Here is a 15,253-nt window from a genome sequence, read left to right on the forward strand (position 1 = left end):
CGGGCGCCCGCTCCCGCTTACGCCTGCGCTTCCGGGATCACCTGCACGATCAGCGCATACAGACGCTCGAAATCCTCGTCGAACTTTTCGCCTTCGAACGGATCCCGGTTCGCGCCGAATGCGTCGTCGAGCTCGATCCAGTCTTCCACGGTCAGCCATTGCCGTGCGGCAGGCAGGATGACCTCTTCCTCGACGTGCATGTGCTTCAGGTAGAACGCGGCATATTCGTCGACCGCCGCGCGCAATTGCGGATAGGCGGATTCGCCGACCTGTTCGCAACGCGTCAGCTCATGCTCGATGTTCCGCAGCAGCGCTTCGCCTTGCGCGTGCTGCGCCTCGAGAGCGTCGATGACTTCGTCCAGCGCTTGCGTGCGGCGGCGCAGGCGCGCAAACAGATACCGATCCTCGTTGGGATGATGGATCTGCTCCGGGTACTCGCGGATGTAGTACAGCATGGCCCGGAACACCATCAGCCCCGGCATCGTCGCGCCGCCGGCGAGCCGCTCGACGAAGTGCTGCATACCCGAGATGACGGTCGACAGCTGCCGATGCTCCCTGAGAATGACCTGTACCGCGCTCCTTGGCTGTGGGGCTCGCATTTCACTCACCTCCCGCCGTGCGTTCGGCACGGCAACGTCCCGGTGTTCGTCCGGCGCCGCCTCCGCCGCGCGGGAGGCGCCGCGGCCGGGGCGTTCGGACCAGTCAATTGAAATGGTCGCGCCAACCCGGCCGGCGGGCTTGACCTCGATCAACGCCCGGCGTCAGGCGTCGAGTCAGCCGTCGACCTTGAACGCCGCCATCAGCCGCGACAGCTCCGCGGCCTGCTGGTTGAGGCTCTCCGCCGCCGCCGCGCTCTGTTCGACCAGCGCCGCGTTCTGCTGCGTCATCTGGTCGAGCGACTGCACCGCGTCCCCGATCTGGTCGATGCCGGCGCTTTGCTCGAGGCTCGCCTCGGCGATCTCGTTCATCATCGCGCTGACGCCCTGCACCTGCGAAACGACGTCGCGGATCACCTCGCCGGCCTCGCCGACGAGCCGCGAGCCGACGCTCACCGTCCCGGCGCTGTGCTCGATCAGCACCTTGATCTCCTTCGCGGCCTGCGCGCTGCGCTGCGCGAGGCTGCGCACTTCCGAGGCCACCACCGCGAACCCGCGGCCCTGTTCGCCGGCGCGCGCCGCTTCCACCGCCGCATTGAGCGCGAGGATGTTGGTCTGGAACGAGATGCTGTCGATCAACCCGATGATTTCGGAGATCCGGTTCGACGCGTTGCTGATCTGCTCCATCGTGCTCACCACTTCCCCGACCACCTGGCCGCCGCGCACGGCGGTTTCGGACGCGCCGTTGACCAGCCGCGCCGCGGTACGGGCGGTTTCCGTGTTGTTCTTCACGACGGCGGTGATCTCCTCCATCGACGACGCGGTCCGCTCCAGGTTGCTCGACTGCCCTTCGGTGCGCGCGCTGAGATCCGCGTTGCCCGACGCAATCTGCGAGGAGCCTGTCGCGATCGACGCGGACGCCGCCCGCACGCGATGGACGAGCGTCGAGAGCGACGACACGAAACGGTTGAACGCGTCCGACAGCTGCCCGATCTCGTCCTCGCTCTCGACCGTCATGCGGCGGGTGAGATCGCCCTGCCCGCTGGCGATTTCGGCGAGCAGCGTCGCGGCGCGCCGCAACGGTGCGGCGATCGCCCGGCCGACCAGCAGGATGACCGCCAGCGCGACGCCCAACCCGGCGACGGTCGCCACCAGCGTCGCGTTCCGGATCGCACGGGTCACGGGCCCGAGCAGTTCCGCCTCCGGAACCTGGACCACGACATACGCGTTCACCTCCGGAATGAACGACGTGGCGATGAAACGCGCGCCGTCCGGTCCCGCATAGCTGACGTATGCGTAGGGCTTGCCGGCCAGCAGCACCGCCGACGCGTCGCCGGGCAGCCCGGGTTCGTCCTTCATGAAGTGCTTGCCGTCGATCAGCGCCGTGTCGCGATGCATCATGATCGCGCCGTCCGGGCGCACGAGGTACGCAAACCCGGTCTCGCCGATCCGGTAGGCCGCGATGTTCCTGGCCAGCGCGTCCACCGACAGGCTCATGCCGGCCGCGCCGACCGGATTGCCGTCGCGCTCCACGCGCGCATTGATGAACATCATGTAGCCGCCGAGCGTCACGTCGCGGTCCATGTTGACCTCGAACGGCTTGCCGGACGCGAGGAACGCGGTCAGCCATCGATCCTTGTCGCCGAGCTTGCGCTGCAGCCCGGCCTCGGTGAAGTAGTTGCCGCTCGTCGTCGACACCCACTGCACGGACGCCGCCTTCTGCGCCGTCTTCACGTTCTCCGCGAGACGCACCCAGTTGCGCGTGCCGGCCTCGGGTTCGCCGTCGGCCTCCCATTGCAGCAGAAACGCATCGCCGGCCAGCAGCCGCGACGCCGCGACCGGTCCGGCGAGCTGGCGCTGCACGTCGGCGCGGATGCTGTTCAACGCCGTCGGCAGTTCGTCGTGCACGACACGCTCGCGCACCGCGCTGCCGATCAGGCGGACGCTCAGCACGCTCGAGATCGCCACGAAGACCAGCAGACAGCTGGTCATGCTGAGAACCAGCTTGCGCTGAATGGAAAGCTTGCGCCAGAAGTGCATGGGGGATTCCTCGACATTTGCTCGGTTGTAGCCAGCACGGGTTATCGGCACACGCGCGCAGAACGTTATGGCTGAACGCAAATAGTCGGCATCAGGGATTGAAGATTCTGCGGTTTGCCGGTGCAGACTCCGGCGGCGAACGTGCCGGTCGGTGCTTATCGAACCGTTATAGTCCGGCCCGATGCGGACTTTGAACAACGCGGAAGGAGATGGACGTGCGGCCGCTAAACGAACTGGTGAACGAACGGGAGCCGGCGCTTACTCGACCGGCGGCATGCTCGTGGACAGCGGCTACCTGCGCCTGCTTGGCTCGGGACATCCCAGGCCCACCAGGAACATCGTCGACTGGAACGAAGGGCGATCTTCCGGATTTCTATTGGTCGCGGATGATGTGGTCGGCGGATTCTTCGCGCTGAACGGAGGCGCGCTTGGAAAGGACGTCGGCTCGATGTACTACCTGGCGCCTGACAACCTGACGTGGGAATCGCTCGAGATCGGATACGGCGACTTTCTGCGATGGTGCGTCACCGACAGGCTGAGTGATTTCTATTCGAGCATGCGTTGGCCCGGCTGGCAATCCGATGTGCGGAGCCTGGGGCCGGACGAATGTTTCAGTTTCTATCCATTCCTCTGGACGAAAGAAGGATCGGTTCAACATGGCAGCCGCAAAGCGGTCCGTGTTTCCGAGCTGTACGCGCTCTCGATCGATTTAAAATCCGCGCGCTCAAGACAGCCGTGATCGGGCGCTAACGGAAAATCTGCCAGGCGGGCAAACATCGGCGCGCACCTTAGGTTGCGCACACAACGACCCAGCCCGCCCCGCTCAATTCAATACTGAGCCTGATCCGTCGGATTCCTGAACAGCTGCCGCATTTCGGCCGACAGCGGATAGTTCAGGTTCATGCCCTTCGGCGGAATCGGCTGCGTGAACCAGCGGTTGTAGAGCTTCTCGGCGTCGCCGGAGGTCTGCATCTTCGCGATCACGCCGTCGACGACGCGCTTGAACGCCGGATCGTCCCTGCGCATCATGCATGCGTAGTTCTCGTGGACGAGCGGCGTGCCCGTAACCGTATACGCGCCCGGATTCCGGTCCTTCGCGAGCTCGCCGTAGAGCAGCGGCTCGTCCATCACGAACGCGACCGCACGCCCGGTCGTCACGTTCATGAACGCTTCCGCGTGGTCCTTCGCGCTGATGATCGTCATGTTCATGTTCTTCTCTTCGTTCAGCTTGCGCAGCAGGCGCTCGTCCGACGTGCCGGCCGTCGTCGCGACCGTCTTGCCCGCTAGGTCCGAAAAGTCCTTCACGCCCGAATCCTTGCGCGTGCTGAAGCGGATGCCGTAGAGAAAGATGCTGTTGGAGAACGCCGCCTGCTTCTGCCGTTCGAGCGTGTTCGTCGTCGACCCGCATTCGAAATCGATCGTGCCGTTCTGCAATAGCGGAATCCGGTTCTGCGACGTGATCGGAATCTCCTTCACCGCGAGGCCGGGCAGGTTCAGCTCCGTCTTCAGCTGCTCGATGATGCGCGACGCGATGTCCCGCGAATAGCCGATGTTCTTCTGCTGGTTGTCCGAATACGAGAACGGCACCGACGATTCGCGGATGCCGAGCGACACGACGCCCGTGTCCTTGATCTTCTTCAGCGTGCCCGTGAGCGCCTGCGCGTGCGCGGCGCCCGCCAGCGCGCACGACATCGCAAAAGCCAACCAGCGGTAACGACGGTCCATGCATGTCTCCTGACGAATCGTTGGTCGAACTGCGATCGTACGCTCGACAAAATCTCCCCGCATCAGGGAAAGCGTAAGGTGGCCGGTCATCGCGCAGGCTGCCGCCCGATCCCCCACCCGGCATGCTGCGACGCAGCATCGCCACGGCGGCATGTCGGGTGCCGCCCCCGCTACGCGCGGCCTGACGCCGCCGCCGGCCCCCCGCACGATCACCCGTTCCAAACGCCCGTTCGTGCGGGCGCGCAACAACGCTATCGTTTGCGCGGCCGCCATGTTTTCTTTTGAAACCGCTCAAGAAGCGCCCACGCTGGCCGTTACCCAATGCGTGGCGCGCCGCAGCAACCCTCGCACCGGCCGCCCGAGAACACCGAGAAAGGCCGGCTGTCCGCCGGGCGCCGCCGCGAACGCGGGCGGCGACCGGGCCACCGCCGACCGACCGCCACTGTCGGCACAACGGCTACCTAACAGGAACAACCAACATGAGAGCCAAACGTTTCACTCCCGCCGTGGCCCGATTCACGCAATCCCGCGCCCTCGCCGGCGTGCTGTCCGCGGCGGCCCTGTTGCCGCTCGCCGGTTGCGGCGGCGGCGGCGGCGACAGCGCGACGCCGTCCACGGCCGCGCCGGCGCCCGCGCCTGCACCCGCCCCGGCGCCCGCGCCTTCATCGCCCAACAGCGCCGCATGTGCCGCGCAGCAGGCGTCCACGCAGATGGTGCAGCAGGCCATCGCAGCGAACGCGCCGCCGGTCGACCACCTGATCATCAAGCTGAAAACGTCGACCGCCACGCACGCGATGGCAGCCTCCAACACCGCATCGCGGTTCGACGCCGTGATCCAGCGGGCGATGAACCAATGGGTCGCGCCGACCGGCAGCGCGCGCGCGTTCGCGAGCACGACCGGCCGCTCGCAACTGAACGTGCAGGTCGAGCACGCGATGGCAAGCGGCGCGGCCGTGCTGTCGCTCGGCCAGTCCGTCACCGCCGCCGATGCGGCGGCGCTCGCGCAGATCTTCGCCGCCGATGCCGACGTCGACTATGCTGAGCCGGACAGCCGGATGGGTGTGCGCGATATTCCGACCGATCCGCTCTTCAGCCAGCAGTGGTATGCCACCGATCCGACGGCCGGCATCAACCTGCCCGCCGCCTGGACCCGCGCCAAGGGCTCGCCGACCGTCGTGACCGCCGTGCTCGACACCGGCTATCGTCCGCACCCGGATCTCGCGCCCAACCTCGTGGCGCAAGGCTATAGCTTCATCACCAACGTCAACACGAGCAACAACGGCAAGGGGCGCGGCCCGGACGCGACCGATCCGGGCGACTGGGTCACGCAGCAGGAGCTCGACAACGCAAGCGGCCCGTTCTATCACTGCGCGAGCAGCCCGAGCGACAGCAGCTGGCACGGCACCCGCGTCGCGGGCGTGATCGGCGCCGCCGCGGACAACAACATCGGCATCGCCGGCGTGTCGTGGCTCGGCAAGATCCTGCCCGTGCGCGTGCTCGGCAAGTGCGGCGGCGCGACGAGCGACATCGCCGACGCGATGCGCTGGGCCGCCGGCATCCCGGTCAGCGGCGCGCCGACGAACGCGAACCCGGCGAAGGTCATCAACCTGAGCCTCGGCGGCACCGGCGCGTGCAGCCAGACGTTCCAGCAGGCAATCGACGACGTGACCGCACTGGGCGTAACGGTCGTCGTCGCGGCCGGCAACGACGGTCTCTCGACGGCGTTCGACCAGCCCGCGAACTGCCGCGGCGTGATCGCCGTCGGTGCGAACGACGCGACCGGCCGGCGGGCGTCCTTCAGCAACTTCGGCAGCGACGTTGCGTTGAGCGCGCCCGGCGTCAACATCCTGTCGACGTCGAACAGCGGCACGACCACGCCCGGCGCAGACGTCTACGGCCTCGCGGACGGCACGAGCCTCGCGGCGCCGCAGGTGGCGGGCGTCGCGGCGCTGATGCTCGCCGTGAACGGCAACCTCACGCCGGCCCAGATCCAGCAGAAGCTGCAAGGCGGCGCGCGCGCGACGAAACTTGCGGCCGGCACGTCGTGCTCGGCGATGCCCGCCGGTTCGGGCATCCTCGATGCGGGCGCAGCGGTAGCGGCGGCGGCGCAGTAACGCGCTTCGCCGGCGACGCGGCCGTGAACGGGCCTTCGGCGGCATGCCGAAGGCCCGTTTTGTTTCCGGCGCGCGCAGCGTGACCTAGAATCGATCTGAGCCGCCGTGCGTCGCGATTTCAGCGCCGGCGAAGCATTCGGGCCATTCGAAGGAGCGCCCATGTCCCCAGCCAGCCATCATGCGGACACGCCGCTCGTCGCGGTCCGCCCCGACCGGAAGATCGACACGGCTCAGGGCCTGCCCTATTTCGTCGGCATTTCCGCGCAAACCGCGGGCGCGACCGGGCTGTCGATGCACATCGTCGTGATCCCGCCCGGCGGACATGCGACGCCGCATATCCACGTCGGCTTCGAGACCGCCGTCTACGTGCTCGAAGGACGCGTCGAAACGCACTATGGTCCGGGTCTGCGCCAGACGATCGTCACCGGGGCCGGCGAGTTCCTGTTCATTCCGCCCGGGGTCCCGCACCAGGCGTTCAACGTGAGCGACACGACCGCCGTGCGGGCACTCATCGCGCGCAACGCGCCCGGCGAGCACGAAACGGTGCAGCCTTACGATCCGGCCGACGATGCATGACACGAGGCCGACGCGGACAGCGAAAAAAGTCTTACGAAAGGGTTGACGCTTCGCACTGCCGCCCTTTACCATCGCCCCCGTCTAAACACATGGAGTGTTCTGTGAACACCGATGCGAGTTGTAGTTGGTGCTTGACCAACATGACTGCCGCCTGAGGAAATTGCGCAGAGCCTCGTCTTCTGCCGCATCCCGGGAAGCAGGATGCGGCGTCCTTCCGGCCTGACCGGCCAGATTCCCGCCGAATTTTTTTGAACGATACGCGACCGCTCGCGTGGTCGCGCACGCTCGTCCCGCGCGCAGCACTGCTGCGTGCGCATTCCGTTCGCGCGCCGTCCGGCGTGCGTGCCGTCACGCACGCACCGCCATCGATCGCCCGTGCCGCTGACCGCCAACCGACAGGAGTGCAGATGACTTCCGACGACAGTAGTCGATTACCGCTCGCCGGTGCGGCCATCCGCACGGCACGTCCGATCGCGCATCGCGCGCCGGCGAGCGGCCCCCCCTTCACCGATCAACAGCCGATCGCGCCTGACGCGACGCGGCGGGGAGCGCTCGTTCGTCGATGACGTGCGCTCCCCGCGCGCCGCCTCGCGCGCAAGGAGCAACACATGACGCAACGCAACCCATCGCACAAGAAACAACGCGGTTTCATCAACACCGGCGGCACCGGCCGGCAGGCCGAACCGCACATCATGCGCGCCGCGCAGGAAGCGGCCCGCCCGCTCGACGACACGCTGAAGTCGCTGCGCACCAGCACCCGCGGCCTCACCTACGAGCAGGCCGCCGACCGCCTGCAACTCGACGGCCCGAACGAAATCGCGCACGACAAGCCGCCGCACTGGACCCGCCAGCTGCTGCTGTCGTTCCACAACCCCTTCGTCTACGTGCTGCTGGTGCTCGCCGCGATCAGCTTCTGCACCGACGTCTACTTCGCGGCGCCCGACGATCGCGACTACGTCGGCATGACGATCCTGCTGACGATGGTGACGATCAGCGCGCTGCTGCGCTTCGTGCAGGAATTCCGCTCGCTGCGCGCCGCCGAGAAGCTGAAGGCGATGGTGCGCACGACCGCGACCGTGCAGCGCGCGGTGACCGACACCGCCGAGCCGGCGCGGCGCGAAGTGCCGATGCGCGAGGTGGTGGTCGGCGACATCGTGCATCTGTCGGCCGGCGACATGATCCCCGCCGACGTGCGCCTCCTCGCATCCCGCGACCTGTTCATCAGCCAGGCCGTGCTGACCGGCGAAGCGCTGCCGGTCGAGAAATACGACACGCTCGGCGCGGTCGCCGGCAAGTCCGCGAACACGCGCGCGGCCAGCGCGGCGAACGACGCATCGATGTCGCTGCTCGATCTCGAGAACGTCTGCTTCATGGGCACCAACGTCGTGAGCGGCACCGCGACGGCCGTCGTCGTCGCGACCGGCGAAGACACCTACTTCGGGTCGCTCGCGCGCAACGTCGTCAGCCACAAGCGCATCGAGACCAGCTTCGACCGCGGCGTCGCGAGCGTGAGCTGGCTGCTGATCAAGTTCATGTTCGTGATGGTGCCGATCGTCTTCCTGATCAACGGGTTGACCAAGGGCGACTGGCTGAGCGCCCTCACCTTCGCGCTCGCGGTGGCCGTCGGCCTGACGCCCGAAATGCTGCCGATGATCGTCAGCGCGAACCTCGCGCGCGGCGCGGTCGCGATGGCGCGCCGCAAGGTCGTCGTCAAGCGGCTGAACTCCGTGCAGAACTTCGGCGCGATGGACGTGCTCTGCACCGACAAGACCGGCACGCTCACGCAGGACAAGATCATCCTCGAACACCATCTCGACCTGTCCGGCCACAAGAACGAGGAAATCCTGCGGCTCGGCTGGCTGAACAGCTTCCACCAGAGCGGCCAGAAGAACCTGATCGACATCGCGATCGTCACGCGCGCGAACGAAATCGGCGAGCGCGTGAAGCCGCAGGGCTACAAGAAGATCGACGAACTGCCGTTCGACTTCGTGCGCCGCCGCCTGTCGGTTGTCGTCGAGGACACGCGCGGCACGCACACGCTGATCTGCAAGGGCGCCGTCGAGGAAATGCTGGCGGTATCGACCCACGTGCAGGATGAGGACGGCGTGCGGCCGCTCGACTTCGTCGCCCGCAAGCGGCTGCTCGAACAGGCGAATGCGTACAACGAGGACGGCTTCCGCGTGCTGGTGCTGGCCACCCGCGCGATCCCGCGCGGCGACGAGCGCGAGCAATACCGCACCGCCGACGAGCGCGACCTCGTCGTGCGCGGCTTCCTGACCTTCCTCGATCCGCCGAAGGAATCGGCCGCGCCCGCGCTCGCCGCGCTGCGCGAGAACGGCGTCGCCGTGAAGGTGCTGACCGGCGACAACCCGACCGTCACGATCAAGGTGTGCCGCCAGGTCGGCCTCGAACCCGGCAAGCCGGTGCTCGGCCCCGAAGTCGACGCGCTCGACGACGCGACGCTCGCGCAGGTCGTCGAACGCACGACCGTGTTCGCGAAGCTCACGCCGCTGCAGAAGGCGCGCATCGTCACGGCGCTGCAGGCGAACGGCCACACCGTCGGCTTCCTCGGTGACGGCATCAACGACGCGCCCGCGCTGCGCGACGCCGACGTCGGCATTTCCGTCGACAGCGGCGCGGACATCGCGAAGGAAACCGCCGACATCATCCTGCTCGAGAAGAGCCTGATGGTGCTCGAGGAAGGCGTGATCAAGGGCCGCGAAACGTTCGGCAACATTCTCAAGTACCTGAACATGACGGCCAGCTCGAACTTCGGCAACGTGTTCTCGGTGCTCGTCGCCAGCGCGTTCCTGCCGTGGGAGCCGATGCTCGCGACCCAGCTGCTGGTGCTGAACCTGATCTACGACACGTCGCAGATGCTGCTGCCGTGGGACAAGATGGACCCCGAGTTCCTGAAGAAGCCGCGCAAGTGGGAAGCCGGCAACATCCGCCGCTTCATGATGTGGGTCGGGCCGACGTCGTCGGTGTTCGACATCACCACGTACCTGCTGATGTGGACCGTGTTCGGCGCGGGCGCGCTGTATCACCTGCATGGCGGCTCGGGCGGCCAGGTCGTGATGAATTCCGGCTGGTTCATCGAGAGCCTCGTGTCGCAGACGCTCGTCGTGCACCTGCTGCGCACGCAGAAGATCCCGTTCCTGCAAAGCACGGCCGCGCTGCCGGTGCTGCTGTCGACGGTCACCGCGATCGCGATCGGCTGCTGGCTGCCGTTCTCGCCGTTCGCGGACTCGCTCGGCTTCATGCACCTGCCCGGCAGCTACTGGCTGTGGCTCGCGGCGACGATGGTCGGCTACATCCTGCTCGCGCAGATGGTCAAGACGATCTACGTGCGCCGCTACAAGCAGTGGTTCTGATTCATCGCGCATGAAGAGCGGCGGCCCCGTGCACGATGCGCGGGGCCGCCGCGCGCAACGCCTTTCGGGGAATGTCATGAAAAGAATGCTTCCGCTCGCCGTCGCGGGCACCCTCTTCGCGCCGTCGGGCGCGTACGCGACCCATCCGCTCGTCAGCGACGATACGGGCACGCAGGGCGACGCGAACTGGCAGCTGGAACTGAATGCCGAGGAAACGTCGAAACAGGAAGAGACCGGCCGGCACGGGCTGTGGAACGCGACATTGACGCGCGGCTTCGGCGATCGCGTCGACCTGTACGTCAACGCGCCCTATACGCACGTGCAGACCCGGTCGGACGAGAACGGGGCGGGATTCGGCGATGTCGAGATCGGGATGAAATGGCGGTTCGTCGAGCACGGGCCGTTCAGTCTCGCACTCAAGCCCAGGGTGACGATGCCGACCGGCAACGACCGGCGCGGGCTCGGGACCGGACGCGTCGGCGCCGGCGCGACGCTGCTTGCGCAGGCCGACGTCGCGAAGGTGTCGTTCCTGGCGAATGCGGGGATCACGTACCAGCCGAACCGGCACGACGAGCTCACGTCGATCTGGCAGGTTTCCGGCGCGGCGCTCTACCGTGCGACGGACAAGCTGCAGCTGGTCGTGGACGTCGGGATGTCACGCAATGCCGAGCCCCGCGCCGGCGCGAATCCGGCGTTCGTGATCGCGGGCGCGATCTATTCGCCGAAGCGCTGGCTCGATCTCGACGTCGGGTATCGCCGCGGCCTGAACGATCAGACTTACGACCATTCGGTCATGGGCGGGATCACGGCGCGGTGGTAAGGCGCCGCAGATTCGCGACAACCGAAGGCGGGCTGCTTTGGCGGCCCGCCTTTTTTACGTCGCATCGAAGAGCTGCGCGCACAGCGCGCGCCCTTCATCAGTCAGCGCCGCGCTGCCCGTGCCGTCCTCGCGCAAGGTGGTCGTGGTCAGGCCGCCGCCGTCGAGCTGCGTCAGCACGCGGCGCAGCGTGCTCATCGGCAACTGCGCGCGCTTCGCGAGCTTCGGCAGCGACCATTGCTTGCCGGCCGGATCGTTGGCGGCTTCGTGCAGCGTCGCGAGGGCCGCGACAAGGGCGGGATCGAGGTCGTCTTCGTGTGATGCGGTGGTCATCGTGTCCGTGCGGCAGAGATCGTGAATGAGGCTTGCGTCAGGAGCACAGTTCCGCCTCCTGCCGATCATCACAATGCGTTTTCCGCGGAGCAAACGCATTCCGATGGCCGGCACACTATACCGCTTCCGTCACGACAGGATGCGGCCGGAAACGACGCATCGGCGCTCAGCGGGGCCAATGCTTGCGTGATACAACGGCGAAGCTGATCGCGATCGCGCCTGTCGCTGCGCGAGCGGGCGCGTCGGGTATCGCGTCGCCGAAGCGGACGCGGCGGCCGCGTGCGCCGCGCGGATCGGGACCGCGAACCGGCGCCGCGTCGCGTTCGTCACCGGCCGCGCAGGCGTCCACGTTGGCGGGTTCACCGGCCGCGCCGACGCCGGCCGCGCCGATCGGGTTCTGCAACGTGGGGCGAAGAGACATGACGGAGGATTTCGGGAAGGACATGCCCGTATTGAACGCGCTGCCGATCGATCAGTAAAATGAATGTTTTGACCGAAACGATTCTTTTCCAGAATGGAACTGAAACTCCTCAGGACGTTCCTGACGGTGACCGAGCTGCGTCACTTCAGCCGCGCGGCGGACGCGCTGCACATGAGCCAGCCGGCGCTCAGCAAGCAGATCGGCGCGCTGGAAGCGAGCCTCGGCGGCAAGCTGTTCGAACGGGGGCGGCACGGCGCGGAACTCACGCCGTTCGGCGAGCGCTTCCTGTCCGATGCGCAGGCACTCGTGCGCGACGCGGACGAGATCCTGTCGCGCGCACGGGAAGCGAGCAGCGGCCGGCGTGGCCACTTGCGCATCGGCATCTGCCTGTCGGTGCTGACGATCGTACCGCGGCTGATCGCCGAGTTTCGCCGTCAGCATCCGGACGTCGCCGTCACGCTGAGCGACCTGTCGTCCGCCGAGCAGGCGCGCCGCATACTGGCCGGCAAGCTGGATGCGGGCTTCATGCGCCTGCCGCCCGGGGACGGCCTGTCGTCGTTCAAGGTGGTCGACGAAGCGCTTGCGCTGGCCCTGCCGCCGCAGCTTCGCCATACGCGCGTGCCGGCCGATCTCGACGTGCTCAATGAAATCGGCTTCATCGCGTTGCAGCGTGCACGCGGCGCCGGGCTTGCCGCGCAGATCGACCGGTGGTGCCGCGAACGCGGCTTCGTGCCGAACGTGACGCAGCAGGCCGAAGACGTGCAGTCGGTGCTCACGTCGGTTGCGGCGGGCGTGGGGGTCGCGTTCATTCCTTCGCGCGCGCAGCATCTGCTGCGGGACGCGACGGTGCTGCCGCTGCCCGGCAAGCACGCGAAATGGCGCGTCGGGCTCGCGTGGCCGTCGACGTGCGACGACCCCGTGACGTCGCGCTTCGTGTCGTTCATGCGGGCGGCGATGAAAGGCGGCTGACGCGTCAACCAGCCGCCGCCGCGCGGATATCACACGTCGGCTGCGCGCCGTCCGCACCATGGCCGACGGTCGCGATATCGGCGATATCGATCCGATAGACGTTACGATCCGTACCGACGACATGCAACGCGCGCCCCCGGCCGACCATCCGAACGATCTCGACAGGCTCGGGACCATCGCCCTGCAGGCGATACGTACGAATCAGCCGGGCGTCGCCGCTGCGGCCGAGCCGCACGAGATGCAACGCATTGCGGTCTTCGTACGAGCCGCCCAACAGCGCGACGTATCCGCCTTGTTGCGTCGGATCGGCCATCACGGCGAACGCGTGGCAACCGCGGGCCGGCATGCCCCATGACGCGACCGCCTGCCGGTCGCGCAGATGGACGAGCGCGAATTCATCGTAGTAGCAGAGCCACACGTCCCGGTCGCTCGACACGTTGAGCGCGTAGCAATCGCAGATCGCGCCGAGCCCGTCGGGGGGCGCAAATGTGTAGAGCTGGTCGCCCCGCCTGTTCCAGGCGATCAGCCCCGCTTCGCCCACAGGCGGCGACCAGCCGTAGTTGCCGAAGACGCCTTCGTCGAAATAGGACGTCCAGATTTCGCCAGCACCTGTGACCTGCACGGTTTGGATGCCGTCGCCAAGCAGGATCTCGCCGCATGGCGTGCCGTCGCGGCGATAGAGGCGGCCGTTCAGGTCGAAATCGTCCGGCCCGCGGTAGACGGACCGGGCGCAAACGAACAGCAGATCATCACCGACAGGCTGAACTTCGTGAATGTTGAACGGCTCGTTGTCGATGACGAGATCCAGCAGCACGTTCCCGTCTTTCCATGCGAACACGCGATATCGCTGCAACGCCGAAGGCCTGGTTTTCACGAACGAGGCGCCGGTCGACTGGATCCGGTAATCGAGCGGCTCCAGTGCAAACGCCATGTAGACGGCATCGTCCGGCCCCACGTTGAAGGCTGCGAGTTCGCCTGTCGCGGACAGACTGTCGATCGATGCGAGCGGCGATGCACGCCAGACATGGGGACGGCGGGACATGAGATCTCCTGGCAAGAAGCTTCGGCATCTTGCCGATCCGAGCGCCGTTTGTCACGCACTCGCGCCGCTGCGCGGCGCGATCGACCTTATAATTTCCCGCATCCCCTGACCGCCAGCGCATTGCACGCCGCATCGTCGCGCGTGCAAAGGAGACTTCCGATTGACCGGCTTCGTCGTACGCGCCCCCCGCGCCCGGAATTACCTGCTCATCACCCTGTCGATCCTGATGCTCGCTTTTGCCGCGAACGCCTTCGCGCAGCGCGCATCGCACCGTCCCGCACACGGGCATGCGACGGCCGTCAAGAAAGCGACTGCCCACCGCAAGGCCGTCAAGCACCGCCGCCCCCGCGCGCGACATCACGCGGTCAAGCGCCACGCCGCGCCGGCCCCCCAACACCGTCGCGCGAAACGCACCGCCTCGACCCGCCCTCGCCCCGCGACGAAACCCCGCCTGCTGGCGAGCTGCGGCTTCACCCCGCGCGCGGTCGACGCGCTGCATTCACGCGCCGCCTACGTGCTCGACGTCCGCACCGGCACGCCGCTGCTGGCCCGCAACGCGCGCACCGTGCGGCCGATCGCATCGATCTCGAAGCTGATGACGGCGGTCGTCGCCCGTGACGCGGACCGCCCGCTGGACGGCATGCTGCGCGTCACCGCGCACGATCGCGACACGATCAAGTTCACGCATTCGCGGCTGTCGGTCGGCTCGACGCTGTCGCGCCGCGACATGGTCCGCATCGCGCTGATGTCGTCGGAGAACCGCGCGGCAGCCGCGTTGAGCCGCGACTATCCGGGCGGGCGTCCCGCATTCGTGGCCGCGATGAACCGGGAGGCGCGGCGGCTCGGCATGCGCCACACCCGCTTTCGGGAAGCGACGGGCCTGTCGCCGCACAACGTGTCGACGGCCGAGGAACTCGCGCTGCTCGTCGACGCCGCGGCGCGCGACCCGCTGATCCGGCGCTTCTCGACCGCGAAGTCGCGCACCGTCCATCCCGGCGACGGCAAGCTGCTCTACGTGAACTCCGATCCGCTGGTGCGATACGGCCAATGGCCGATCCAGCTGCAGAAAACCGGCTTCATCAACGAAGCGGGCCACGGCGTCGTGATGCGCGCGCTCGTGCGCGGCCGGCCGCAGACCATCGTGCTGCTGGGTTCGCCGACGCGTGACGGCGTGACGAGCGACGCGCTCAGGATCCGTCGCTGGCTGGCCTGCTCGTTGATGTGATCACGAGACATGGACCTTCGG

Annotated in this window: 13 protein-coding genes; 7 read left to right on the top strand and 6 right to left on the bottom strand. The window is 67.3% G+C overall.

Going from position 1 to position 15,253, the window contains the following annotated elements:
- Positions 1-17 precede the first annotated feature (17 nt).
- Together B7P44_RS26455 and B7P44_RS26460 are read right to left on the bottom strand one after the other, a co-directional pair.
- On the bottom strand, positions 18-599 hold the full coding sequence (locus B7P44_RS26455) for a hemerythrin domain-containing protein (protein ID WP_084910037.1): 582 nt from the start codon (positions 597-599) through the stop codon (positions 18-20).
- A gap of 174 nt (positions 600-773) precedes the next feature.
- Positions 774-2,636: a methyl-accepting chemotaxis protein gene (locus tag B7P44_RS26460; protein ID WP_084908876.1), complete on the bottom strand. Its 1,863-nt coding sequence runs from the start codon at positions 2,634-2,636 to the stop codon at positions 774-776.
- A 190-nt stretch (positions 2,637-2,826) separates the two neighbouring features.
- Here B7P44_RS26460 and B7P44_RS26465 point away from each other — a divergent pair, with 190 nt between their 5' ends.
- A complete protein-coding gene (locus B7P44_RS26465) occupies positions 2,827-3,375 on the top strand; it encodes a DUF2625 family protein (RefSeq protein ID WP_231716708.1) in 549 nt (182 codons plus the stop codon).
- A gap of 89 nt (positions 3,376-3,464) precedes the next feature.
- On the opposite strand, the gene B7P44_RS26470 is transcribed toward B7P44_RS26465, so the two are convergent.
- The gene (locus tag B7P44_RS26470; protein WP_084908878.1) at positions 3,465-4,361 is read right to left on the bottom strand and encodes a glutamate/aspartate ABC transporter substrate-binding protein; all 897 of its coding nucleotides are present in this window, start codon (positions 4,359-4,361) and stop codon (positions 3,465-3,467) included.
- 479 nt (positions 4,362-4,840) lie between these two features.
- Here B7P44_RS26470 and B7P44_RS26475 point away from each other — a divergent pair, with 479 nt between their 5' ends.
- The 4 genes from B7P44_RS26475 to B7P44_RS26490 all read left to right on the top strand — a co-directional run bounded on the left by B7P44_RS26475 (position 4,841) and on the right by B7P44_RS26490 (position 11,245).
- Entirely contained in the window at positions 4,841-6,475 is a 1,635-nt protein-coding gene (locus tag B7P44_RS26475) for a S8 family peptidase (protein WP_084908879.1), read from the top strand.
- Positions 6,476-6,634: 159 nt separating this feature from the next.
- The gene (locus tag B7P44_RS26480) at positions 6,635-7,051 is read left to right on the top strand and encodes a cupin domain-containing protein (protein ID WP_084910038.1); all 417 of its coding nucleotides are present in this window, start codon (positions 6,635-6,637) and stop codon (positions 7,049-7,051) included.
- Between the two features lie 608 nt (positions 7,052-7,659).
- Positions 7,660-10,425: a magnesium-translocating P-type ATPase gene (gene mgtA, locus B7P44_RS26485; RefSeq protein WP_084908880.1), complete on the top strand. Its 2,766-nt coding sequence runs from the start codon at positions 7,660-7,662 to the stop codon at positions 10,423-10,425.
- 76 nt (positions 10,426-10,501) lie between these two features.
- On the top strand, positions 10,502-11,245 hold the full coding sequence (locus tag B7P44_RS26490; RefSeq protein ID WP_084910039.1) for a transporter: 744 nt from the start codon (positions 10,502-10,504) through the stop codon (positions 11,243-11,245).
- Between the two features lie 54 nt (positions 11,246-11,299).
- Here B7P44_RS26490 and B7P44_RS26495 read toward each other — a convergent pair whose 3' ends face one another.
- Both B7P44_RS26495 and B7P44_RS26500 read right to left on the bottom strand, forming a co-directional pair.
- Entirely contained in the window at positions 11,300-11,575 is a 276-nt protein-coding gene (locus tag B7P44_RS26495; protein WP_084908881.1) for a helix-turn-helix domain-containing protein, read from the bottom strand.
- A 166-nt stretch (positions 11,576-11,741) separates the two neighbouring features.
- Positions 11,742-11,996: a hypothetical protein gene (locus B7P44_RS26500; protein ID WP_231716709.1), complete on the bottom strand. Its 255-nt coding sequence runs from the start codon at positions 11,994-11,996 to the stop codon at positions 11,742-11,744.
- Between the two features lie 93 nt (positions 11,997-12,089).
- On the opposite strand from B7P44_RS26500, the gene B7P44_RS26505 reads away from it, so the two are divergent.
- Complete coding sequence (locus tag B7P44_RS26505) at positions 12,090-12,965, top strand: LysR family transcriptional regulator (RefSeq protein WP_084908883.1); 876 nt, start codon at positions 12,090-12,092, stop codon at positions 12,963-12,965.
- Between the two features lie 4 nt (positions 12,966-12,969).
- Here B7P44_RS26505 and B7P44_RS26510 read toward each other — a convergent pair whose 3' ends face one another.
- The gene (locus B7P44_RS26510; protein ID WP_084908884.1) at positions 12,970-14,007 is read right to left on the bottom strand and encodes a YxiH-YxzG fusion protein; all 1,038 of its coding nucleotides are present in this window, start codon (positions 14,005-14,007) and stop codon (positions 12,970-12,972) included.
- A gap of 160 nt (positions 14,008-14,167) precedes the next feature.
- On the opposite strand from B7P44_RS26510, the gene B7P44_RS26515 reads away from it, so the two are divergent.
- Entirely contained in the window at positions 14,168-15,232 is a 1,065-nt protein-coding gene (locus tag B7P44_RS26515; RefSeq protein ID WP_084908885.1) for a serine hydrolase, read from the top strand.
- The last annotated feature ends 21 nt before the right edge of the window (positions 15,233-15,253 follow it).

Source organism: Burkholderia ubonensis subsp. mesacidophila (assembly GCF_002097715.1).
Taxonomy (GTDB): domain Bacteria; phylum Pseudomonadota; class Gammaproteobacteria; order Burkholderiales; family Burkholderiaceae; genus Burkholderia; species Burkholderia mesacidophila.